The 23,354-nt window shown below is 45.0% G+C and carries 17 protein-coding genes, 1 other RNA gene and 1 riboswitch; of the genes, 6 read left to right on the top strand and 12 right to left on the bottom strand.

The window, feature by feature from the left end; genetic code table 11:
* The first annotated feature begins 142 nt into the window (after positions 1-142).
* Complete coding sequence (locus H532_RS20760) at positions 143-475, top strand: gamma-type small acid-soluble spore protein (protein ID WP_038111200.1); 333 nt, start codon at positions 143-145, stop codon at positions 473-475.
* A 43-nt stretch (positions 476-518) separates the two neighbouring features.
* On the opposite strand, the gene H532_RS0100805 is transcribed toward H532_RS20760, so the two are convergent.
* Together H532_RS0100805 and H532_RS0100800 are read right to left on the bottom strand one after the other, a co-directional pair.
* On the bottom strand, positions 519-1,790 hold the full coding sequence (locus H532_RS0100805) for an acyl-CoA thioester hydrolase/BAAT C-terminal domain-containing protein (protein ID WP_027723874.1): 1,272 nt from the start codon (positions 1,788-1,790) through the stop codon (positions 519-521).
* A gap of 79 nt (positions 1,791-1,869) precedes the next feature.
* The gene (locus tag H532_RS0100800) at positions 1,870-2,877 is read right to left on the bottom strand and encodes a hypothetical protein (RefSeq protein WP_027723873.1); all 1,008 of its coding nucleotides are present in this window, start codon (positions 2,875-2,877) and stop codon (positions 1,870-1,872) included.
* Positions 2,878-3,100: 223 nt separating this feature from the next.
* On the opposite strand from H532_RS0100800, the gene H532_RS0100795 reads away from it, so the two are divergent.
* Both H532_RS0100795 and H532_RS0100790 read left to right on the top strand, forming a co-directional pair.
* A complete protein-coding gene (locus tag H532_RS0100795) occupies positions 3,101-3,310 on the top strand; it encodes a hypothetical protein (protein ID WP_027723872.1) in 210 nt (69 codons plus the stop codon).
* Between the two features lie 30 nt (positions 3,311-3,340).
* Positions 3,341-3,550: a hypothetical protein gene (locus tag H532_RS0100790; RefSeq protein ID WP_027723871.1), complete on the top strand. Its 210-nt coding sequence runs from the start codon at positions 3,341-3,343 to the stop codon at positions 3,548-3,550.
* Between the two features lie 78 nt (positions 3,551-3,628).
* Here H532_RS0100790 and parC read toward each other — a convergent pair whose 3' ends face one another.
* The 10 genes from parC to H532_RS0100745 all read right to left on the bottom strand — a co-directional run bounded on the left by parC (position 3,629) and on the right by H532_RS0100745 (position 18,704).
* Entirely contained in the window at positions 3,629-6,061 is a 2,433-nt protein-coding gene (parC, locus tag H532_RS0100785) for a DNA topoisomerase IV subunit A (protein WP_027723870.1), read from the bottom strand.
* A complete protein-coding gene (gene parE / locus H532_RS0100780) occupies positions 6,054-8,027 on the bottom strand; it encodes a DNA topoisomerase IV subunit B (protein ID WP_027723869.1) in 1,974 nt (657 codons plus the stop codon). The genes parC and parE overlap by 8 nt, the downstream gene beginning before the upstream one ends.
* Before the next feature lie 95 nt (positions 8,028-8,122).
* Complete coding sequence (locus tag H532_RS0100775) at positions 8,123-8,539, bottom strand: CoA-binding protein (RefSeq protein WP_027723868.1); 417 nt, start codon at positions 8,537-8,539, stop codon at positions 8,123-8,125.
* Positions 8,540-8,585: 46 nt separating this feature from the next.
* Entirely contained in the window at positions 8,586-10,097 is a 1,512-nt protein-coding gene (locus tag H532_RS0100770; RefSeq protein ID WP_051263045.1) for a carboxypeptidase M32, read from the bottom strand.
* A 62-nt stretch (positions 10,098-10,159) separates the two neighbouring features.
* On the bottom strand, positions 10,160-11,311 hold the full coding sequence (locus tag H532_RS0100765) for a THUMP domain-containing class I SAM-dependent RNA methyltransferase (protein ID WP_027723866.1): 1,152 nt from the start codon (positions 11,309-11,311) through the stop codon (positions 10,160-10,162).
* A gap of 272 nt (positions 11,312-11,583) precedes the next feature.
* Positions 11,584-11,967, bottom strand: an RNA gene (gene rnpB / locus H532_RS19760) — RNase P RNA component class B.
* A 79-nt stretch (positions 11,968-12,046) separates the two neighbouring features.
* Complete coding sequence (gpsB, locus tag H532_RS0100760; RefSeq protein WP_027723865.1) at positions 12,047-12,352, bottom strand: cell division regulator GpsB; 306 nt, start codon at positions 12,350-12,352, stop codon at positions 12,047-12,049.
* A gap of 469 nt (positions 12,353-12,821) precedes the next feature.
* Positions 12,822-14,087 (bottom strand): ribonuclease H-like domain-containing protein, encoded by a 1,266-nt coding sequence (locus H532_RS0100755; protein WP_027723864.1) that lies wholly within the window; start codon positions 14,085-14,087, stop codon positions 12,822-12,824.
* Entirely contained in the window at positions 14,077-16,350 is a 2,274-nt protein-coding gene (locus tag H532_RS0100750) for a DEAD/DEAH box helicase (RefSeq protein ID WP_027723863.1), read from the bottom strand. Before H532_RS0100750 ends, H532_RS0100755 begins: the two co-directional genes overlap by 11 nt.
* 311 nt (positions 16,351-16,661) lie before the next feature.
* Positions 16,662-18,704 (bottom strand): thioredoxin domain-containing protein, encoded by a 2,043-nt coding sequence (locus tag H532_RS0100745; protein WP_027723862.1) that lies wholly within the window; start codon positions 18,702-18,704, stop codon positions 16,662-16,664.
* A gap of 273 nt (positions 18,705-18,977) precedes the next feature.
* Positions 18,978-19,161: riboswitch (cobalamin riboswitch) on the top strand.
* Positions 19,162-19,291: 130 nt separating this feature from the next.
* Between H532_RS0100745 and H532_RS0100740 the strand changes: the two genes are divergently transcribed.
* From H532_RS0100740 to H532_RS0100730, 3 genes are read left to right on the top strand one after another with little or no spacing between them, the layout of a single operon-like run.
* A complete protein-coding gene (locus H532_RS0100740) occupies positions 19,292-21,556 on the top strand; it encodes a ribonucleoside-diphosphate reductase subunit alpha (RefSeq protein WP_027723861.1) in 2,265 nt (754 codons plus the stop codon).
* Positions 21,541-21,999, top strand: a complete 459-nt coding sequence (locus H532_RS0100735) for a flavodoxin (protein WP_038111197.1) — start codon at positions 21,541-21,543, stop codon at positions 21,997-21,999. Before H532_RS0100740 ends, H532_RS0100735 begins: the two co-directional genes overlap by 16 nt.
* Positions 21,966-23,006, top strand: coding sequence for a ribonucleotide-diphosphate reductase subunit beta (locus H532_RS0100730; protein WP_027723859.1), 1,041 nt, complete (start codon positions 21,966-21,968; stop codon positions 23,004-23,006). Before H532_RS0100735 ends, H532_RS0100730 begins: the two co-directional genes overlap by 34 nt.
* Positions 23,007-23,354 lie beyond the last annotated feature (348 nt).

The following is a 23,354-nucleotide window of genomic DNA, read 5'->3' as shown; positions in this document are numbered from 1 at the left end:
AACATAAAGTCCTGTCGTTTTCAAGAAAAAAATCCAAATGAATTTTGGTTTTTCCAAATAATAAACGGCATGATCTTGAGCGAATCATCCATAATAACTAAGGAGGTTAGCCTCAGACTAATCTTTATCGGAGGGTTTCCGGATGAACAACCAGTTTAAGAACCAAGGCATCAATCAACAGTTGAACAAAATCAATCAAACGGCGCAGCAACTCGCCCAACAAGAGCAACAAAACGCACAACAAACCGCTTCTCAAACCTTTGCCAAGCGTGAAACCCAAGCGGCTAATCAGTTGCAACAGTTGCAGCAAAGCGTACAAAATGTAAAAAATCAATTGAACGCAGCAAATACTGCCTTTGGTTCTCAGTACAACACTGAATTTGCTTCCGCAACGAATGTTCAACAAGTGCGTAAGCAAAATCAACAGTCACAACGTAACAAAAACATGGGTGGATTCGGAAACCAAAATCAATAACGAAAAGAGACGGACCTTACATGGTCCGTCTCTTTTATACGCCCTACAGTTTTTCTTTAAAAAAGGCAACAGTTTTTCGCCAAGCATCGGCTTGGGCTCGATAGTTATCTTCAGAAGTACCGCCGGCCTTTAAGTCATACGACCCGTAAACAAACTTCGTTGAGTCGGTTGTTGGCATCCCAGGATATCCTATAGCATGACCTGCCTTCGGATAACGGCAATGTTTAAACGAATGTTTAAATTGACTCCTCCTTAAACGTTCTATCACTTGTTCGCCAAAAAGAGCAGATGGCCATAAGTGATCGTCTCCTCCAGATATCACGAGAACCGCGCCATTTATTTTTTCTACCGGGATGAAGGCATCCTCAGACGCCGCTTCGGCATGAACTCTATACCACTCCCGATAACTGATCATTTGACCGGCGTTTCTTTGGTCCATAATCATATTTGTAAGCTTTTTTGATTTTTCTTTATTAAAAGCAAACGGCAAAGGTTTTCCCTTTAAAGACCAAGAAGATGGGGCTTGACCGTTATCGGCTTCACCTAACCCCATATGAACGACCGAACTCGGAACATAAGCGGCGACCGCTTTAATTTTAGGTTCCAGACTAGCTAGTAACAATGCCAATTCCCCGCCTTTCGAAGTTCCTACCAGTCCAATTCTATTGGTATCAACATTCGAGCGGTGCGCAAGCCATTCTAATGCGTTTTGAAAATATTCTAAAGGAATATTCACAAGTTGTGATGGTAGACCTTTCATTCCGAAATAAGCGAGGGAAAAAGCGTTAAAGCCTTTTGCTGCCAAAAGCGCTGCTTGTCCTTCCCACAATCCCCCTTCTGAGCCTCCCAATACGATGAGCGTTGGCCGCGGTCTTTTGTCACCATGGTGATAAAAAACGCCGACAATCCCGTTTTCTCGAACATCCTCCCGAATCAGTGAAGGTTGAAGCAAATGTCTCGTGACGGTCACAATCTCTTCAACTGCTCCGTTTCTTCTGAGTGTAACGAACGTTTTTAAAGGTTTTAATGGTGTTCTCACACCGTTGTCCTTAAATCTGTCTCGCTTCATGGACCAAAAAAGCCCCATCGCATCTGGTGTGGAATAGGAACCGAGAATCGGCATAGCCTTCGAAAGATCCACCGTTCCGTTAACATCTGCTTGCACCATAACATGTGCCGACCAATAACCCCCGAAATTATCTCTCATCTCGGTGTAGAGCTCAACGATTTCAAAAGGGTGCAACTGTTTGACTGTCACGGTGATTGGTTCGTCAATGAAACAATCCGTGGGTGTCACCGATAAATGTTTCCCCATGTCACGCCTCCAAGCAGGCCATTTTTTTATCTATTTTACTCCGTACTCCAAATACTGGCAATTTGTATTTTTATTATTTTTAAAATTCTATCCCTTGTATATTCTTAATATCTGTAATGAACATCGTTTGCTCCGCCGTTAAAAAAAAGGCAACGTGTCGGTGCTTATCGAAATGCAGGAATTTCTCAACCGGAATCGCTACTCCGGAAACCAATATGCTTTTTAAAGCGCTACCCGTTGTCATAAGATTCAAGACTGGTATTAGCCCCGCTTCAAAATACTCCTGCATTTGCTTAGCTAAATCCTCATGGGACGCTAACAATGAATGGAAGGAATCTTTCAAACCTGTTAGCTCCTTTTCATTTTGTGACAACTTCTGATTAAGCACAGAGCGGCTGTCATCAAATAAGGATTTCATCGCCTCCAACTGTGCCTTCTGATTTTTTTCAATCAAGCGAAATTGTTCCCTTTCCTCTTCGAGCTGCTCCTCATACAATTGGTTTATGCGATCAAACTCCGACCGAAACGATTGAATTTCAGTTTTGATATCCTGGATGTCCTTTCTCATCCGAGAATCTTGATGATTTACCCGATCCTCAATGGATTGAAAATGGCGTTCTAAAGCTTTTTCCCATGGCGTCACATCCAATCGGTTGGTAATATTCTCAAGGGCGTGAAACAACTCACGATAATGAGTCTGAATCATTTGCAGCTCTGAAGTGAATTCCGTTTGTTTCTGTTGGATATTTTTCAATACTTCGCGAATCTTTCGTACCTCTTTCGCTCTTTTCTTTTGCGCTGAACGGATTTGTGATATTTTTCGATGATGTTTGTGAAAGGTGTCTATTAATTGCCCCAATTGTTTTTTCTGTCTGTTGAAATGGGGGAGTTCAGATAATAGCGAGTGATTGATGTCAAGATTGATGCGATGCTCAAATGGCTCAAGAGATTCCGAGCGCTTAGCTTTTAGACGAAGGCTTTCTTTATCCTCGCGTTTTCGATAAACAGACCGCGACTTTATGGTTGGGAGCTTTTTCGTTTTACATATCGGTGGCAACAACCCTGATTTATAGTAAATTCGGTTCATAGGCATGACCTCGTTTTTTTAATCTTTCTATAGATGTATGTCTTAACGTGTTGTTGCGGGCCATGTAAAAAGCATTTTGGGCAAAAATAAGCCAATGTCCCTCTTTTAGGGCATTTACATTCTATCAAAAAACCATTTTTGTAAATAATAGGTCATGTCAACTAGTTCGGGTATTTCACGCTTGTATATAATATGTTGACTCCTTTTAAAGGAGGTGAGCATTTTGGCGGCTGCTTTAAGCCCCTTATGTAAAAAACTGCAAACCATTGACCCCAATGAGGAAGTGGATACGCTCGTTGTAGACGGTGCCACCTTAACGACAACAAATTTTGTAAATCTTGATGAAGCTCGAGGTCTAGCAACTTTTTTAACGGATACTGGGGTCACGCTTGTGGATTGCAGGGAGCTCAGCGCGGTGAACTTCGTTAATTAGTCAGACCTTTTAAAAAAGGGGGGTAATCTTATGTCAACACCATCATTAAGTCCGATTTGTCAACAATTGTTAACGACAGACCCGAATACGGCCGTTGATTCCATTGTCGTTGACGGTGCGACGGTCACGGTGACAAACTTTGTGACAGTTGATGAGAAACAAGGTCTTGCCTTTTTCCTCACAGCTACAGGTGTCACCGTTGTAGATTGCAGTGAACTCAGCGCAGTGAACTTCACTTAATGAATAAATATAAAAGGTTGGCTCAATACCCGGGCCGGGTGTAACACCCGGTCCCTTATGAATCAACCTTTTCACGGGTTATTCTTCCTCTTTAATGACCTTCCAGACATCGACAACTTCTCCGTCCGTCTCTTGGTCAACCACAAATGAACCATTGTTATAACGGTCAACATGACGAAGATCACTAATGGCGATTTCTATGGAATGCCCCTTTTCAGTGCGCAAAAGGACATGATCCCCGTCCTCAACGATCAATGCGCCGCAAATCCGGTGCGGTTCTTTTTTAAGTTCGCGGAGCATGACAAAGCCCCGACGTGCGCGTACCGATTTTTCCAAGCTGTTATATATGGACATCTTCTTGACGGACCCTCGGTGGGTGGCCAATAAGAGATCCGGGTTAGCTCCGATTGGGAAGATAAGGCCGCAAACGACATCATCGTCATCCTTGAGGTTAATGGCCTTCACGCCTGCTGCCCGAATACCAATTGGGCTTACTTCATCTTCATCGAACCAGAGACCATAACCATTTCGCGTGACGATCAGTATGTTCATCGTTCCGTCAGTTAAATACGCATTCACTAATTCATCGTTGTCCTTTAATTTGATCGCCACAAGCGGTTTCGAATACCGTTGAGCCTTGTATTGTTCGAGGGCTGTCCGCTTGATCATCCCGCCTTTTGTCAGGCATGTGATGAAATGTTCTGCCGAAAAATCACTGACTTTTACGGCGCTAACAACCGCTTCATCCGCAGCAAGCGGTATGATCTGCGCGATATGTTGTCCAAGTTCTTTCCATTTTTTATCCGGTATTTCATGAACCGGTAAATAAAGATAGTTCCCCTTATTTGTAAACACAAGTAAGTGTTCCGTTGTATTAAGGGTGTCCTGAAAGAGTAGGCGGTCCCCATCTTTCATACCCGTCTCTTCCCCATTTGAGGCTGCATAAGAGCGGAGACTCGCGCGTTTGATGTAACCTTCTTTTGTAAGGGCAACCTTCACATCTTCGGAAGCGACCGTTACTTCAAGGTCAATTTTAATTTCCTCGATCTCTTTTTCAATTTTTGTTCGGCGCGGATCACTATAACGGTCCTTAATTTCTTTTAATTCCTTCTTAATAACGCTAATCAGCTTTTTATCTGATGACAGAATCCCTTCAAGTCTCTTAATCGTAAAATCTAATTCATCTGCTTCTTTTTGTAAAGAAACAATATCGGTATTCGTTAAACGATAAAGTTGCAAAGTCACAATGGCTTCAGCTTGGCGTTCCGTAAAACCAAATTTGGTGGATAAATTCTCTTTGGCATCTTTTTTGTCCTTCGATGCCCGAATCAAGGCAATGATTTCATCGAGGATCGAAACCGCTTTGATCAAGCCTTCAACGATATGGCGGCGGTCACGGGCGTTTTCTAGCTCGTGTTGGGTGCGGCGGGTGATGACCTCTTTCTGATAGTCAATATAAGCCTGAAGGATTTGCTTAAGTCCCATTTGCTTCGGCGCTTTGTTATGAATGGCGACCATATTAAAGTTATAAGTAATTTGCAAATCCGTATTCTTGTAAAAATAATTAAGGATGCCCGACGCATCGGCGTCTTTTTTCAATTCGATGACAATGCGGGTGCCCGTCCTGTCGGTTTCATCGCGGACCTCGGCGACCCCTTCAACTTTGCGGTCAAGCCGGAGTTCCTCCATTTTTTTCACGAGATTCGCCTTATTGACTTCATATGGAAGTTCGGTGATGACGATTTGCTCGCGTCCGCCACGTATCGACTCAATCGCTGCTTTACCTCGGAGAACCACTTTGCCTTTTCCTGTTTCGTAGGCTTTTCGGACACCGTCAAGGCCTTGGAGTATGCCTCCTGTTGGAAAATCTGGGCCTTTGACGACCTGCATCAGCTCATCAATGGTGCAATGGGGTTGTTCCATAACCAAAATGGCGGCATCAATCACTTCACCAAGATTATGCGGTGGAATCTCTGTCGCGTATCCTGCTGAAATCCCAGTCGAACCGTTGACGAGTAAGTTCGGATATCGCGATGGCAGAACAACGGGTTCCTCTGTCGAATCATCAAAATTCGGAATAAAGTCCACCGTTTCTTTATCGATATCCCGCAGAAGTTCTGATGCGATCGCAGATAACCGCGTCTCCGTATAACGCATGGCGGCCGGCGGGTCCCCGTCAAGACTCCCGTTATTGCCGTGCATTTCGATCAGCACATTCCGCACTTTCCAGTCTTGGCTCATGCGCACCATCGCATCATAAACCGAAACATCTCCATGCGGATGGTAGTTGCCGATAACATTCCCAACGGTTTTGGCCGCTTTACGAAACGGCTTATCACTCGTGTTTCCATCCCGGTACATCGCATAAAGAATCCGGCGCTGTACCGGTTTCAGGCCGTCCCGGACATCGGGTAAAGCCCGATCCTGAATGATGTATTTACTGTAAATGCTGAAGCGGTCACCGATGACCTCCTCGAGCGGTAAATCTAAAAGTTTCTCGGTATTAGCCAAGGTTTGCCGCCCCTTCCGTCATCGTAAGATTTTCATTTTCTAATATATTTGTTTCCTCATCGAGCCCGAAAGCGACATGTGATTCAATCCATTTCCTGCGCGGTTCAACTTTATCACCCATAAGGACCGAAACGCGCCGTTCGGCACGTGCGGCGTCATCGATTTTGACACGAATGAGTGTCCGCGTTTCAGGATTCATGGTCGTCTCCCATAACTGGTCAGCGTTCATTTCGCCGAGGCCCTTATATCTTTGCACCGTATAACCTTTCCCTACTTTTTTGATGGCTGCTTTTAAACCTTTATCATCCCATGCATATTCAATGACTTCTTTGCGGCCACTGCCCTTACTTACCTTGTATAGCGGCGGTAGTGCGATGTAAACCTTCCCCGCTTCAATTAACGGGCGCATATACCGATAAAAGAACGTTAAAAGCAAAACTTGGATATGGGCGCCGTCATTGTCGGCATCCGTCATAATAATGATTTTATTATAGTTCGTGTCTTCAACGTTGAATTCTGGACCAACACCGGCTCCGATCGCATGAATAATGGTATTTATCTCTTCGTTTTTTAAAATATCGCTGAGTTTCGCTTTTTCTGTATTAATGACTTTTCCGCGCAAAGGCAAAACAGCCTGGAAAGAGCGGTCACGCCCTTGCTTGGCACTTCCGCCTGCAGAGTCTCCTTCCACGAGAAACAATTCATTCTTTTGCGGGTTTTTGGATGAGGCCGGCGTCAATTTCCCACTCAAGACGGCTTCTTTTCGCTTACCTTTTTTGCCAGAACGCGCCTCTTCGCGTGCTTTACGGGCCGCTTCCCGGGCTTGTGCGGCCTTTATCGCTTTTCGGATCAGCATGTCGCTGATCGGTGGATTTTCCTCCAAAAAATAAGTTAATTTTTCGGACACGACAGTATCGACCGCAGATCGCGCTTCACTCGTCCCAAGTTTGCCTTTCGTCTGGCCTTCAAATTGCAGGAGGTGCTCCGGTACACGAACGGAAACAATGCCGGTAAATCCTTCGCGAATATCGGAGCCTTCTAAGTTTTTGTCCTTTTCTTTTAAAAGGCCGCTTTTTCGCGCATAGTCGTTGAACACACGGGTCATCGCTGTTTTAAACCCGGATTCGTGGGTGCCGCCATCTTTCGTGCGGACGTTATTAACAAAAGATAATATGTTTTCGGAATAACCGTCATTAAACTGAAAGGCAATGTCCACTTCTATGCCGTTCTGGATGCCTTCAAAAGAAACGACTGGGTGCAGCGTATCCTTGTCTTCATTTAGATAATCGATAAAAGCTTCCAGTCCCGTTTCGTAATGATAGGTTTCTTTGACACCCGTGCGCAAATCGTCAAGGGTGATTTTTAATCCTTTGAGTAAAAAAGCCGCTTCCCGCAGCCGCTCGCTTAGAATTTCAAAATTAAAACGGGTCGCGCTGAATATGGACGGGTCCGGTTTAAAATGGATCGTCGTCCCGCTTCCTCGCGCTGTACCAATCTTTTCAAGCGTCGTTACCGGTTTTCCGCCATGTTCAAAGCGCTGCCGATATTTAAAACCATCCCGTGTAATGGTGACGACGAGCCATTCGGATAAAGCATTGACGACAGAAGCGCCGACACCATGCAAACCCCCGGCTGTTTTATAGCCACCCTCACTGCCGAACTTTCCGCCAGCATGGAGCACCGTAAAGATCACTTCCGGTGTTGGTTTGCCCGTTTTATGCATACCCGTCGGCATGCCGCGGCCATGATCCCGAACGCTGATGCTATCATCTTCATGGATGGTGACATAGATTTCATTACCAAAGCCGGAGAGCGCTTCGTCAACAGCGTTATCAACAATTTCATAAACCAGGTGATGCAGTCCCCTGGCATCCGTAGAACCTATGTACATTCCAGGGCGTTTTCGGACCGCTTCCAGCCCCTCTAATACCTGTATTGTATCTTCTGTATATGCCGCGTTTGCCATCTAAAAACTCCCTTCCAAACGCCTTCCATCTACTATCATATCAGAACATTTGTTCTTGTAAAGCCCAGTCAAATTTTTCTTTCAGGTTAAACCCATTAACCGATATGTTTCATATGTTCCACTTTTATACAATGATTCATAACAGTCGTGATCCCTTTGGATTGTAAAAAGTCAAAGGCCTCTTGGTCTTCTAATCCCAGCTGGGCCCAAAATACATCCGCACCAATCGCCACCGTCTCCTTGGCCACTTCCATTAAGTATTCAGGTCTACGAAAGACGTTTACAATGTCTACATGTCCCTTTATATCCTTTAAACTTGGGACTGATGGGATGCCGAATACATGGTCGACATTCGGATTAACTGGAATAATGTCATACCCGTGTGTAAGCATATAGTGTGCCACTTCATACGAGGGCTTAGCGGGGTCGGCGGAAAGACCGACGACCGCAATCCGTTTCTTGGTGCGCAAAATATCTTTTATTTCCTCGCTTGTCGGATAGTGAATGGCCATGTGTTAAACCTCTTTTCAAAAAATTCCCTTGTCACTGTATATGACCTTATAAGCGGTAAACGTCTTTATATTTATTTGTTAAATAATCCACCAAGTATTTCGCGTTAAGCGGTTCACCCGTGGCATCTTCCAAAATTTCCGTTGGTGTTTTCAGCGCGCCGTATTGGTGAATGTGTTTAGATAGCCAGCTTAAAATTGGCGCCAAATTCCCCTCGGCCAAGCAATCATCAAAATTCGGCACAGTTTTCAGCATGGCATGTTTGAATTGTGCCGCATATAAATAGCCAAGCGCATAGGATGGAAAATACCCAAAATCTCCTCCCGACCAGTGGATATCCTGCAAAACGCCGTCGCGATCCCGCTCAGGGCGAATGCCGAGATATTCTTCCATTTTTTCATTCCAAACGCCCGGCAAATCTTTCACCTTTAAATCCCCGTTAAACAATCCTTTTTCAATTTCATAACGGACGATAATATGGAGCGGATAAGTGAGTTCATCGGCTTCAATGCGGATGAGAGACGGTCCAGCCACATTAATCGCCCGGTAAAAACTTTCTATGTCGATTTGATCCAACAGCCCACCGGCATAATTTTTTAATGTGTCAAAATGGCGGTGCCAAAAGGGACGGCTGCGGCCAATAAAATTTTCGAAAAACAAGGATTGGGATTCATGGATGCCCATCGAAGTTCCTTCGTAGAGCGGTGTTCCGGCCAGTTCTTTGGAAATATTTTGTTCGTAGAGCGCGTGGCCGCCTTCATGCAAGAGTCCAAAAAGCGCAAACTGAACATCGTTTTCGTTATAGTTCGTTGTCACCCGCACATCACCGGGATTAAGGGTGATTTGGAATGGGTGAAGCGTTTCATCGATGCGACCCGCCTCAAAGTCATAACCGATTTCTTTTAACAGATGTGAACAAAATTCCCGCTGTTTCTCCTTTGGAAAGTACCCGATGAGGAAGTCGTTTTCCGGATCTTCAGCATCTTTAATTTCTTGAACAAGCGGAATAATTTGCCGGCGGAGGTCGTCAAACACCCGGTCGATCGTCTCCGTCGTTACCCCTGGTTCATATTGGTCTAATAAGGCATCATATTTATTTTCCTTATAGCCCCAATAATCGACCATTCGATGTTTAAAATCGATGAGCTTTTCAAGATACGGTTGAAGCATGGAAAAATCAGATTTCTCTTTTGCTTCCGCCCAAACACTTTCTGCTTTTGAGCGAATCATGACATAATTTTTGAATTCATCCGCCGGAATTTTAACAAGTCGGTCATATTCTTTCGCACTTTTTTCCACGGACCGTCGGGTGATTTCCGACAATTCCTTTTGTACGGCCGGCTCGCGTAATTGATCGAGACAAGCTTTCATTTCCGCTGAAGTTGTCAGTTGAAAAACCACTTCAGAGAACGTTCCGATCACTTCCGACCGCCCATCTACCCCTTTTTTTGGGGCACCAGTCCGTAAATCCCAAGCCATTAAGGAAAGGGCTTCTTCATAATGCTTGATCTTTTTGACAAGGTCAAAGTACCGTTTTTCTATATCTTGGATCTTCCCCATTTTTCCCACAACCTTTTTTATGTATTTATGATTCATTTCTTTTAACGGAGGGGAAATTCCTGCTAAATGTCGCCTTTTTTCCGTGGCAGCGGACCAAAAAATTGATAATAATCCGTGCGGATGTTTCCGTTATACAATTTTCGTTTCTTTGACGCTTTTCTGCCGAACAGTTTTTCAAAATTCGGGTGGCTGACAAGAAAATAAAAGGACCATGTATCATATTGAAGCAAAGTCTTACCCATATCTTGATAAAGCCGGCGCACTTCCTCATCCGTCCCGAGCCGTTCACCATATGGAGGATTTCCAACCAATACCCCATATTCTTTGGTCGTTCGAAAATCTTTGACTTGCATTTGTTTAAAAGTAATGAGTTCACTTAGACCGATTTCTTTGGCATTAGCGATCGACAACTCCACCATGCGATGATCGATGTCAAAACCGGAAATATCTAACGGCTGATCGTAATTGGCAAGATCTTCGGCTTCTGTTCGTACCTCGTCCCATACTTTTTTATCGATCCATGGCCAGTTTTCTGAAACAAAATCACGGTTAAAACCAGGGGCAATATTTTGTCCAATCATGGCCGCCTCAATCGGTAAAGTCCCTGAGCCACAAAAAGGATCGACAAATGGCCGGTCAGGCGTCCAGCGCGTGAGATAAATCATCGCGGCTGCCATCGTTTCTTTTAATGGAGCTTTCCCATGGAAATACCGGTAACCGCGCTTATGTAAACCGCTACCGCTTGTATCGATCGACAATGTGGCGACATCTTTTAAAAGCGCCACTTCTATTTTAAATAACGGACCGTCTTCCTTAAACCAATCGATGCGGTATGTCTTCCTTAAACTTTCGACAATGGCTTTCTTAACGATCGCCTGGCAATCCGGGACGCTATAAAGCCCCGACTTTACGGATTTGCCACTGACAGGAAATTCTGCATTAACCGGTAAAAAATCGGCCCATGGAATGGCCTTTGTTCGTTCAAATAATTCCTCAAAACTTGTCGCTGGAAATGACGCGACTTCAATTTTGATGCGGTCGGCTGCTCTTAGCCAAAGGTTCAAGCGTGCCACATCCCGCTCGGTACCGTAAATGGACACTTTTCCGTTTTCCACCGTCACATCGGTGTAACCAAGCTTTTTCACTTCATCAGCCACAATAGCCTCAATACCCATCGCAGCTGTCGCAACGATTTTTAGAGGGGCCGTATTCATGTAAAAACCTCCGGACGCTATTTCTACTCATTTTTTCCATTCATCCCGAAAAAATAAGGCCGCCATTTAGACAGCCCCTTAATCTGAGTATAACATATTGCAACGCGCTTTTGAGTAACATTCATTTCATCGCCATTTTTACTTTGAAAATTTAAAAGCGATCAGCATGTCCAAATGTCGCAAGCATCAAAACCCAGGTCATGATGCTCACTAAAAGTATGTATAATAAAAGCCCTCAAGTCATGAGGGCGTCCGTTCTAGTGTTCACCGCGTTCTATAAGCCATGTTCTGTACCATTGTACTCTTGCGGATTTCTCCTCGTACGCAGGCGGTAATCATCTATCTACGAGCCCGTAGCCCGTCCCTCCTTCCGTTCGTTTCCTTCCAGAGGGTTCCTCTACCAAATTTGAGTTTCTCGCTCGTGGGGTTTACCGCGTTCCACTTCCGCCGTTTCCGACGGAACTTCGTCACTGTGGCACTTTTATAGGTTTACCGCCATATCCGAAGACTTAGGCGGTACACCAGCCGTTAGCCCAGTCAAAACCGGACTACCCTGGCTTATGGTTTCGCCAGGCACGAACACTACGATCATCACAGATCGTGCGAGCATGGACTTTCCTCAACATTCCGTGGGAATGCCGCGATTACCCGAACGCGAATGAACACGTCACGATTTATTATTATAACAAGCATCGACCAAATGCTCAACCGGAAATTATTGTAAAACTAAGGAGGCTAGTCGTGTAGACGACTGCCGAAGACGTGTTTTTCCAAGTTGGATAAACGTTTTAGAATATCGTAATTGGTTTGTCCTTGTGCAGCAAATGGACGGCGTTTCTCCGATTTATAGTTGCTTAATTCTTGGCGTAGCCGTTGGTTTTCTTGCCTTAACCGTTCAATTTCATTATTTAACGTCTCATAGTCTTTAATAATGATATCGAGAAATTGGTCTACCTCTTCCGGTGAATAACCCCGCAATGACGTTTTAAAATCTTTTTCCAAAATATCTTTGGCGGTTAATTGTGTTAATTTACCATCCATTCTCGTCACCTCAAAAAACCTTAATATTTTTATTTTTTCAGACTGCCTATAGCTTGTCAATGTTTTATATCGGTTTATATTACGTTACGATGAAGCCTGTCCACGAATGGATAAATCCAGGAACTTTCTTTATATAGATATTACTACTTCTTCTCGCCATCCTCCACTCTAATAACTAGCTGGCAACGAACGATCAAGCCCATTGATCGCTTCATCGCTTCGATATGGACCGATCATTAAAAGCTATTCATGAAAATAAATACGGCACCAATTATGATAAAGAAGAGATAAACAAGAAGTCGTATCATGATGCCTACCCCCTTCTCGAACATCTGTATTAATCATAAGATGTACAGTCATTCGACAAAAGAGGGATTTCTTCAATTTTTAATGACAAATTCACCAATATTTGGTGGCGATTCCTGGCTAATTTTGCGCTTGCCCGGGGAATAAATAACGAGAATTTCCCTTAGGAAACGTTGATTTTTTCCCTTAACCGGTTGAGCCGTTTTTGGATATCCAATTTAACTTTATGTAACCGTTCTGGACTCATGCCTGTTTTTTTCAAAAGCAATTGATGTGCCTTCTCCGCATAGTAGAGAGCCTGTTCGAAATCCTTGGAAAAGTGTTCGTAAAGTTTTGCGCACTCAATCAATACCGCAGGGTCTTCCACCCACGGTTGGCCTGCCAACGTTTTATAAATCTCTAAGGCTTCCTTTAGTTTCCCCACTTTTTTTAAACAATCCGCACGCAAGCGAACGAAACGGGCCGTATCAGGTGTCAGAGTTATTGCTTCAACTTGATCGAGCATGTCCAAGGCGGTCGCATATTCGCCCAGAGCGTATGACCATCTTGCCAATGCAAATATTTCGTCGTCATGCGGATCAATGTTGTGAAAATGAATCAGATGTGTCAAATGGCTATAAAGCGATAATAACGTTTTGATGTCGTCCGCATTATGGCGGAAAATCCCTTCAACAAGTGATGCTTTGGGGCTTTTTAAAAATTCAAAGTAGAGAAATGGCGCCATGTGCCCTGGAATATCATTTTGACGGTGAAACCCGAGAATATTTTCTTCCACAACAGAAAGTCGCACGGAATCCCATTGATTTTTCCAAAGCCGGCGGCTCGCATGAAGCAAATCAAAGTGGCCAAATGCCGGAAGATGTGGTACGGCATCACGGACAAAAGCCACTCGCGTTTTCACGCGCGGCCAATCAAAGGCCTTTCCGTTGAATGTGACTAAATTGGACAAATCTTTCACATCAGATAAAAAATGATAATAAAAAGCGGCTTCATGACCAGGTCCCGGTAAAAAATATTGGGTGATGATAAGTTCATCCCCATGTATCGCCCCGCAGCCAAGAAGAAAAATCATATGCCCCGCACCGGACGATAACCCCGTCGTTTCCGTATCAAAAAATAATAAGTCCTGAGCGTTTAGACCTTTCGCCGATAATGGATGGCGAATCTGTCCGGTTTGCCAAAGGGAGACCGCTTGAAAAATATCTTTAAGCGGGCGCCTCCCGTGAAGGGCGGTAAGCGGCACACGCGTCTTTCGCACTAAAATCATCTGCTCATCTAACGTTCGCAGCTCTGCGCCTAGCGCATGCGCCGCCTCCTTGACGGCTCGGGTTAAACGGTCATTGGGGGCATGCGGCGATTTTTCCGGGTTCGCCTTTTCCGGCGTATTCAGGTGCTTTTTATACCTTTCCAGTTGTTTTTTAAGAGACATAATGTTTGTCACCTATTAACGTTTTCAGCCATTTTATGATCGTTTGTTTCCCATGCGCCTCGCCCTCAAGGTCTGTGCCGATACAAGACGGGCACCCAGATTCACAGCGGCAGCTTACCGCCATTTGGTAAACTTCCCGAAGTAAGACGTCCATTTTTTCATAAATCCGTTCACTAAGCCCAATGCCGCCAGGATATTTATCGTACAAAAAAATCGTAGCGTGGCCGTTATGAGGGGCCTTAATCATCGGTACGACCTCCAAGTCGGACACATCACACATCACAAATAATGGGGCGGCATGTTTTAACAGATGGGAAAGGCCGAGAAGCGCATTTTCCGCTTCCTTTCCGGCAAATGTCTGTTTATCCTTGAAGGATATCCAAGCAGAAGACGTATGCATTTCTTCCTCCGGTAAATGGATCGGCCCCCAACCGATATTATCATGTGTTTCAAAGCGAATTTTCTTAAACAATGTCGCTTTCGCCCGCACGCTGACATCCCCGTAAGCGCGTTCGATAAGCGCTTCTTCACTGATTTTATCGACTTCCAACACATCAAGTTGAACAGCAAGATTGGCGTCCGTATAATAATTCACATCCACTTTACGGACAAACGCTTTTTTCTCGTCCCAGTCAAGGGTCTCCACTTGATATTGCTCACCTTGATGCATATAAATCGCCTCTTCATGAAGCATCGTCATCGCACCGAAACGATCCATTTCACCAATCACTCTGTTGTGTCCGGTATGGGTTTGGTCAATGATGACGACATTGTCTTGGGCAGCTGAACGCAAGCTGATATTGTTTGCCGGAAAAGCATCATTCATCCAAAACCATCTGCCGCTTGAAAAATGCAACACATCCTGATCGCTGAGGTACGTGCAAATGTCATGGATATCGATGCCATCGAACGTTTCGTGTTCATGAAAAGGGAGTTCATAAGCAGCGCATTTGATATGATCTACCAAAATGATGATGTTATCAGGATTGATGCGGGCTTCCTCGGGATTTCGATGAAAAAAGTAATCCGGATGATGGATGATGTATTGATCCATCGGATTGGACGTTGCCACAAGGACGATGACGGCTTCATCATCCCGGCGTCCGGCACGGCCGGCTTGTTGCCAAGTGCTCGCGACTGATCCGGGGTATCCGGTGAGAATGCATGCTTCTAATTCGCCAATATCCACGCCAAGCTCCAAGGCATTGGTGCTCACGACCCCTTTTATCTCACCGTTTCTTAAACCACGTTCAATCTCCCGTCGTTCCGAGGGTAAATAACCGCCGCGATAAGCGCGGATCGCCGCTCTTTCCTTCCGTCCGGCATTCATGGATTGTAAATAATTTAGTAAAATTTCCACTCTCGTCCGGCTTCGAGCAAAAACGATCGTTTGCACATCATTTTCTAAGAAGGTTTTCGCCAATTCCCGCACTTCTAGGGAAGCGCTCCTTCGAATATTTAGCGTTTGATTCACGACCGGAGGATTGTAAAAAATAAAATGCTTTTTGACGGAAGGCGCCCCGTTATTGGCAATTAACTTCATGGTGGTTCCCGTCAGATACTCCGCATGTTCCTTCGGATTGGCGATGGTTGCCGATGTGCAAATGAATGTCGGATGGCTTCCGTAATAAGCCGCAATCCTTTTCAGCCGCCGAATGACATTCGCGACATGGCTGCCAAAAACCCCGCGGTATGTATGCAATTCATCAATGACGACATAGCGAAGGTTTTCAAAAAGCGACACCCATTTTGTATGATGCGGCAATATAGCCGAATGAAGCATATCCGGGTTCGTCATAACGATGTGTCCTGCTTTGCGGATTTTTTGCCGAATGCTACCTGGGGTATCACCATCATAGGTATAACTGTTGATCGCTACCCCCATCTCCTCTATCATATCATTCATTTCACTTTTCTGGTCTTGTGCCAAAGCTTTTGTCGGAAACAAATAAAGGGCACGCGTATGATGATTTTCTAGGATCGATTGGAGTACAGGTAAATTATAACAAAACGTTTTTCCGGAAGCGGTCGGTGTGACGGTCACGAGATGTTCACCATTTATGGCTGTTGAAAAAGCGTCCGCCTGATGGGTATATAATTGTCGGATGCCCCTTTTATATAATGCTTGCACGAGTTTGTCATGCATTTGCAAGGGAAAATCGACCGTTTTTGCCGATTGTTCAGGAATGGTTTCCCAATGGACGACATTTGGATTTCGCTTCAGCTCATCCAACAGTTCGGACATATTTTTACGTACTTTCATATGTTAAAGCGTTCATTCGGCTGTCAGACCAAATAACGCCCTTCCCCCTCTCACTACATCTCCTTCTATCATAACAGCTGCAGATTTTCGTGAAAACCGATAAAAACGATTAAGAACCGTTTATCTTGATCGTTCGTTTTTGTTTTCCGCCTTGAGAGAGGAGCGATTAACAGGAGGATTGACCAACTCTCACAAACAGCCACCTTACGAAAAACTTCGAATCAAATCGCCAAGATAGCCAATCTCAACATTAAAAAGCTCGGATATCGCAAGTTAAGCGATATCCGATGTCCATTCTAAACTTCATCACATCATGTTGTTAAAACCTTGATGACCTCATCTGCGTTGTTCGTCGGTTTTCGACAGGCAAAATGTTCACAAAGGTAATACGTGGTTTTATGATTGACTAACGTAAAATCTTTCGTGTACGACGCTATTCGATATAAATCTGCCGAGCGGCCTACGAGCGGGATGACCTCCGGTAGATAAACGTTGTTTAAAACGCCTGCCAAAGGTTCATCCGTCTTTTCATCGGTTAAAATCACAAGTTCTTTCGTTCCCTTTCGCCCGAGCATATAAGCCGATAAAAACCAGGCATACCCCATGGGATACGAATTAATTTCCGTTCCAAATGCCTGAAACATTTTATCGACGAAGGCCTCATAGTCCATTTTTCCGGTCCTTCTGGCAAGTTTCAACAACATCATCGCAGCGACGCTGTTTCCCGAAGGAAGTGCGCCATCATAGACTTCTTTTGGTCGAAGAACGAGGCCGGAATCGGCTTGATTTAAAAAGAATCCGAAATGGGCTTCATCCCAAAAGCGCGCAATCATCCGGTCAGCGGTCTCTTTCATTTTCACAACATAGTCCGCCTGCCAAGTGGCCTCATAAAGCGCATCGCAAGCCCACATGAGAAAAGCATAATCATCCAAATAGCCTTGGATATTGACATCACCGTCCCGATAGCGGGCAAAAAGTTCGTCCTTCCGCCACATCGTGTTTTCAATAAAATGAAAGGCTTGCTGCGCAGTGTCAACATACTTTTTTTCTTTAAAAATGCGCCCTGCGGTGGCCAACGCCGCAATCATTAATGCGTTCCAGCTTGTCAAAATTTTATCGTCTTTATGCGGCCGCACGCGTTTTTCCCGAACTTGAAAAAGCTTTTCGTTCAGTACGTCCAGTTTCTTCTCTAATTCCGCCACCGTCATCCCTTGTTCTTGAGCCGTTTCGGTTAATGACCGGCTGATACGATTCGGAATATTGGCGCTTTTATAATTCCCTTTTTCAGTGATGCCGTAGACGTGACAATAAAAACGAGCCTTTTCTTCACCGAGGGCAGAAGCAATGTCCTGAGGTGTCCAAAGATAAAATTTTCCTTCAACCCCTTCCGAATCGGCATCTTCCGCCGAATAAAAACCGCCTTTTTCATCCTGCATGTTACGAACGACATATTGATGGATGCGTTCAACGATGCGCGGCCAGCGAGGATTCCCAGTGACTTGCCAAGCCTCCGTGTAGGCGAGCATCAACATGGCCTGATCATACAACATTTTTTCAAAATGCGGAACGAGCCACTTACGATCGGTGGCATAACGGGCAAATCCCCCGCCGATGTGGTCATGAATGCCGCCATTCGCGATGCCTTCTAATGTTGTTTCAACCATCTCAACGGCGCGGCGATTTTCATACCAACGTCCGTAACGCAATAAAAACAATAATTGATGCGGTGCTGGAAACTTCGGTGCCTCACCAAATCCGCCATAAAGTGGATCGAAGCCGGTTTGAAACGCGCTAAAGGCGTTGTCGATGATATCTTCTTTTATTGGGGCATGGTCGGCCTTCATTTGCTTTAATGTATGGATGATTTTGTCACCTGAACGGTTTATTTCTTCTTTTTGTTTGTGGTACGCACTCGCCACCGTTCCGAGCACGTCTAGAAATCCCGGCTGTCCGTACCGGCTTTCCTTTGGAAAATATGTACCCGCATAAAACGGTTTTTGATCCGGCGTTAAAAACACGCTTAAAGGCCAACCGCCATGCCCGGTCAGCGCCTGACAAACCGACATATAAATGGCATCAATATCGGGGCGCTCTTCCCGGTCCAATTTAATGGAGACAAAATGCGCATTGAGAAGCTGCGCCACTTCTTCATCCTCAAAGGATTCCCGCGCCATCACATGACACCAATGACATGTTGAATAGCCGATACTGACAAATACAGGTTTATCTTCCCTTCTGGCTTTGGCAAAAGCTTCCTCTCCCCAAGGATACCAATCTACTGGTTGAAAGGCGTGTTGAAGCAAATAGGGAGATTTTTCGGCGATTAATCGATTGGGTTTCTTATGATTGGTCATTAGATCACCCCACTTTCTCTTAAGTTTATATTATCCTTCATCGATAAGATTGATATCAAGTTTGGTAACATGTTGAAAAACGGTATGGGGAAAAACAAAAAGGGTTTAAACTTTCGGACCTGTGAATCCTCAATTAGTTAACGATTTCTCAAAAATGCTAAACGCGACCTTTCTCTCGTCTAGACGAAAAAAAGAGTTGCCAACCGCTGATCTTAATGATAAGATAAAAGCACACTACATGTAGTGCCTTATTTCGAAACAAAACTCAATATATTGAATTCTAGCAAATCAGGTGCCTGCTAAAGGCTTAATAGGGAATTCGGTGAAAATCCGAAACTGTCCCCGCAACTGTCAATGCGGACGAAAGGATGGCGCCACTGCATCACGCGTGATGTGGGAAGGCTTCCGAGTAGGATGAAGCATGAGTCAGGAGACCTGCCTGGTTTGCGCTGAGTTTCCATTCTTCGGGGATTGAGAAGGTGAAACGATAGTGACCGGTGTCTTTTTATACCTCTCATTATCGTTTGATCCGCCTCCCCCAGGCGGATTTTTTTATTTGATCCATTGATGAGGAAGGTGAAAAGATCATGGTAATGGAAGTCCGACCGATACATGGCTGGGATAAAGCGCGCCTTACCCGTTTTATTGAAGAAGTGACAGCCCCTTTTCCGGCCTTGGACAAAGAATTGTATTTGGAAAAAAACTTGCGCGCGCTGTCGGCGAATGAAACCATATCCGAAGACGAGCTGATGCATCACCTCATTTTGACGGCGCTGGAAAACGTCGATGAAGCGGGCCGAGATTGGACGTATGTCGCTTCTCGCATCGAACTTCACCGCTTATATACCGAAGCGAGCAAGAATCGAGGATATCATAAAGACCAAAAATACGGCGATTACTATGAACTGCAAAAAATGTTGGTCGCAAAAGGCATTTATTCCCCGAACATCTTAGAAAAATACAGCCGGGAAGAAATAGAAAAACTTTCGCAACTCATCAAACCCGAGCGCGATGATCTTTTTGATTACATAGGGTTACACACACTGAAGAATCGGTATCTCGCCACGGATTATGACAAAAACGTCTATGAACTGCCGCAAGAACGGTGGTTGACCATCGCCCTCTTTTTAATGCAGGACGAGCCTAAAGAAAAACGGGCGGCTCTTGTTTCCGAAGCGTATTGGGCACTTTCTAACCTTTATATGACAGTAGCCACACCGACCTTAGCCAATGCGGGCCTTTCATTCGGCCAATTATCAAGTTGCTTCATTGATACCGTTGAGGACTCTTTAGTGGACATTTATAACAGTAATACTGACGTCGCCCGACTTTCAAAAGGCGGCGGCGGCATCGGCGTTTACTTAGGAAAAATTCGCGCACGCGGCAGTGCGATAAAAGGATTTAAAGGCGCTTCTTCCGGCGTCATCCCGTGGATCAAGCAATTGAACAATACCGCTGTCAGCGTCGATCAACTCGGGCGACGGAAAGGTGCGATTGCCGTTTATCTGGACGTCTGGCATGCCGACATTTTAGCTTTCTTAGATTTAAAACTCAATAATGGCGATGAACGTCAGCGCGCCCACGATTTATTCACCGGTGTTTGCCTGCCGGATGTGTTTATGGAACAAGTGGAAAACCGCGGGGATTGGTACTTATTTGACCCCCATGAAGTCAAGCGTGTCATGGGCTTTCGACTGGAAGATTTTTACGATGAGGAAAAAGGCGAAGGTTCGTTCCGGGAAAAATTTTGGCAGTGCGTCCGTGACAAGCGTTTATCCAAAGCAAAGGTTCCGGCGATTCAAATTATGGCAAGAATCATGAAATCCCAGCTGGAAACCGGCACCCCGTTTATGTTTTACCGGGATGAAGCCAATCGCAAAAATCCAAATAAACACTTAGGGATGATTTATTCGAGCAATTTATGTACAGAGATTATGCAAAATATGTCCCCCACCATTCAATACAAAGAACAGCATGATGGTGACACGATTATTACTTATAAAAAGGCGGGAGATTTTGTCGTTTGCAATCTATCATCGATTAATTTAGGACGGGCCGTCCCCGATGGCGTTCTCGAACGGCTGATCCCGATTCAAGTGCGGATGCTCGACAATGTCATTGACCTAAATACCATCGAAGTCGGCCAAGCCATGGCGACGAACCGAAAATACCGAGCGGTTGGACTTGGCACATTCGGTTGGCACCATTTGTTAGCGCTGAAAGGCATTCATTGGGAATCTGAAAGAGCTGTCGAGCTTGCCGATGAACTCTATGAACGCATCGCTTATCTTGCCATCCGGGCAAGCCATCACTTAGCCGAGGAAAAAGGCGCCTATCCCGCTTTTTCAGGAAGCGATTGGCAAACCGGCAAGTATTTCAGCGAAAGGGGCTATCTTACCGGGAAAAACCGTGAACAGTGGACAAAATTGGCGCAAGCTATCCAAAAAAGCGGTATGCGCAATGGCTATTTAATGGCCGTTGCCCCAAATTCAAGCACCGCCGTGATTGCCGGATCAACAGCAGGGATTGATCCGATCTTTAAACCTTTTTACTATGAAGAAAAGAAAGATTTTAAGCTGCCCGTCACGGCACCTGACCTTGACCATAAAACCTATGACGTGTACCGGCGTTCGGCCTATATCGTTGACCAACGGGCATCCATCAGACAAAATGCGGCACGACAACGCCATATCGATCAGGCGATTTCTTTCAATTTTTATGTGCCTCATAACATTCGGGCAAAGATTTTACTCGATCTTCATCTAGAAGCTTGGAAATCGGGTTTAAAATCCACATATTATGTCCGTTCTACTGCAACGGATATTGAGGAGTGTGAATGGTGCGCGTCTTGATTTGTTATGCCAGTTACAGCGGAAATACAGAGGAAGTGGCAGAGGGCATTCAAAAACGTTTACTTGAAATGGGGATGGATGGGGACCTATATCGCATTCGCCCCCGCTTGACGGATCTTCCTAATCCGTCGGAATACGATGCGTTTGTCATCGGCAGTTTTACTTGGGTAAAAGGCTCGACGCCAAAGCTCGTCAAAGACTTTGTGGCAAAGCTCGGTATCAAACCCCATCCCGTCTTTGTTTTCGGAACCGGGGATACGCAATTCGGCGGTGATGGGCTTTTTTGCCGCGCCGCCGACAAACTGGCACGTTTTTACGCATCCCCCTTCCCGCCATTAAAAATCGAACAAAGCCCGCGCGGTGACCAAGAGATGATTGTCGATGAATGGACGAAAGGAGTGGCTGACTATTGCCGACAAAACTTGATCGTGTCCGCGTCTTAGCACCTGAAAATCCAAATCGCGCCACCGCCCTATTCGGCGGCAAGGCGAGCGGCATATTAAACTGGAATGACCTGCGCTATCCGCATTTTTATGATTTTCGCGAGACGATCCGCTCGTTATTTTGGCGGGCCGGCGAAGTGGATATGACACATGATATCAAGCAATTCCCTGCGTTAACAAATGAGGAACAAGAAGCATTTTTAAAAACAATCGGGCTTCTTGCCACCTTGGATGGACCGCAGACGGATCTTGCGATGCGCATCGCCGATTATGCATCCGATCCTTCGGTGAAATCGATCATGGCGACGATTGCCGATCAAGAAAGCGAGCATAATCATAGCTATGCCTATGTGCTCTCTTCAGTCGTGTCTTTCGAAAAACAAGTGGAAACCTTTGAATTGGGCCGAACCGATCCGATTTTACTGCGCCGGAACGCGCGCCTTATGGAGGTCTATAATGCCTTTGCTCAAGAACCGTCCATCCCCCATCTTTTACAAGCGATGGTTTACAGCGCCATCCTCGAAGGGCTCTTTTTCTATTCCGGTTTCGCCTTTTTCTATCATCTAGCAAGACATCAGAAAATGGTCGGCACCTCAACGATGATTTCTTATATTAATAGAGATGAACTCCAGCATGGTCGCTTTATCAGTGACCTGTTCCGAGCGACACTGGCCGAAAATCCTTCGTATAATACAAGTGCTTTTGCCGAATGGATCTATGCGGAATTTGCTAACGCCGTTGAACAAGAAACGGCGTGGAGTCAGAACCTTTTATCGAAAATTCCCGGCATCGACATGGACGAAATGGCAGGCTATATTCAATACCGTGCCAATAAAATGCTTAGATTACTTGGATTGAGCGACCTTTATGAAGGAAAAACAGAAAATCCGATGAAATGGATTCGCGCCTATGTCGATAATTTTGAAGATACCAAAACCGATTTCTTTGAGCAAAAATCACGGCAATACACGAAAGTCAGCGATTTAAATGGTTTTGATGAATTATAAATCGAGATTGAGGCCTGACCATGATACGAAATGGCAGGAAACAGGAAAAATGAGGCCATATTTCAAACAATAACGAAAATGCGTGACATTTCATGAGCTGGAGGACGCGCAAATGATACGCAGTCGCAGGATATGGTAATAAATGGGTGGCATTTTAGCCAAAAACAGAAAAAGCATATTATTTTGAGGCTACTCGATCAGCCAAATGATACGCAATTTGAAAAAGCATATCATTTTATGAGCCGGAGGTCTCGCAAATGATACGCAATCACGAGAAATGGTAATAACTGGGCGGCATTTCGGCCAAAAATTTAAAAAGCATATTATATTGAGGCCGTTCGATCAGCC

This window comes from Tuberibacillus calidus DSM 17572, from assembly GCF_000430685.1.
Taxonomy (GTDB): Bacteria; Bacillota; Bacilli; order Bacillales; family Sporolactobacillaceae; genus Tuberibacillus; species Tuberibacillus calidus.
This window is presented reverse-complemented; position numbering and strand designations above follow the sequence as displayed.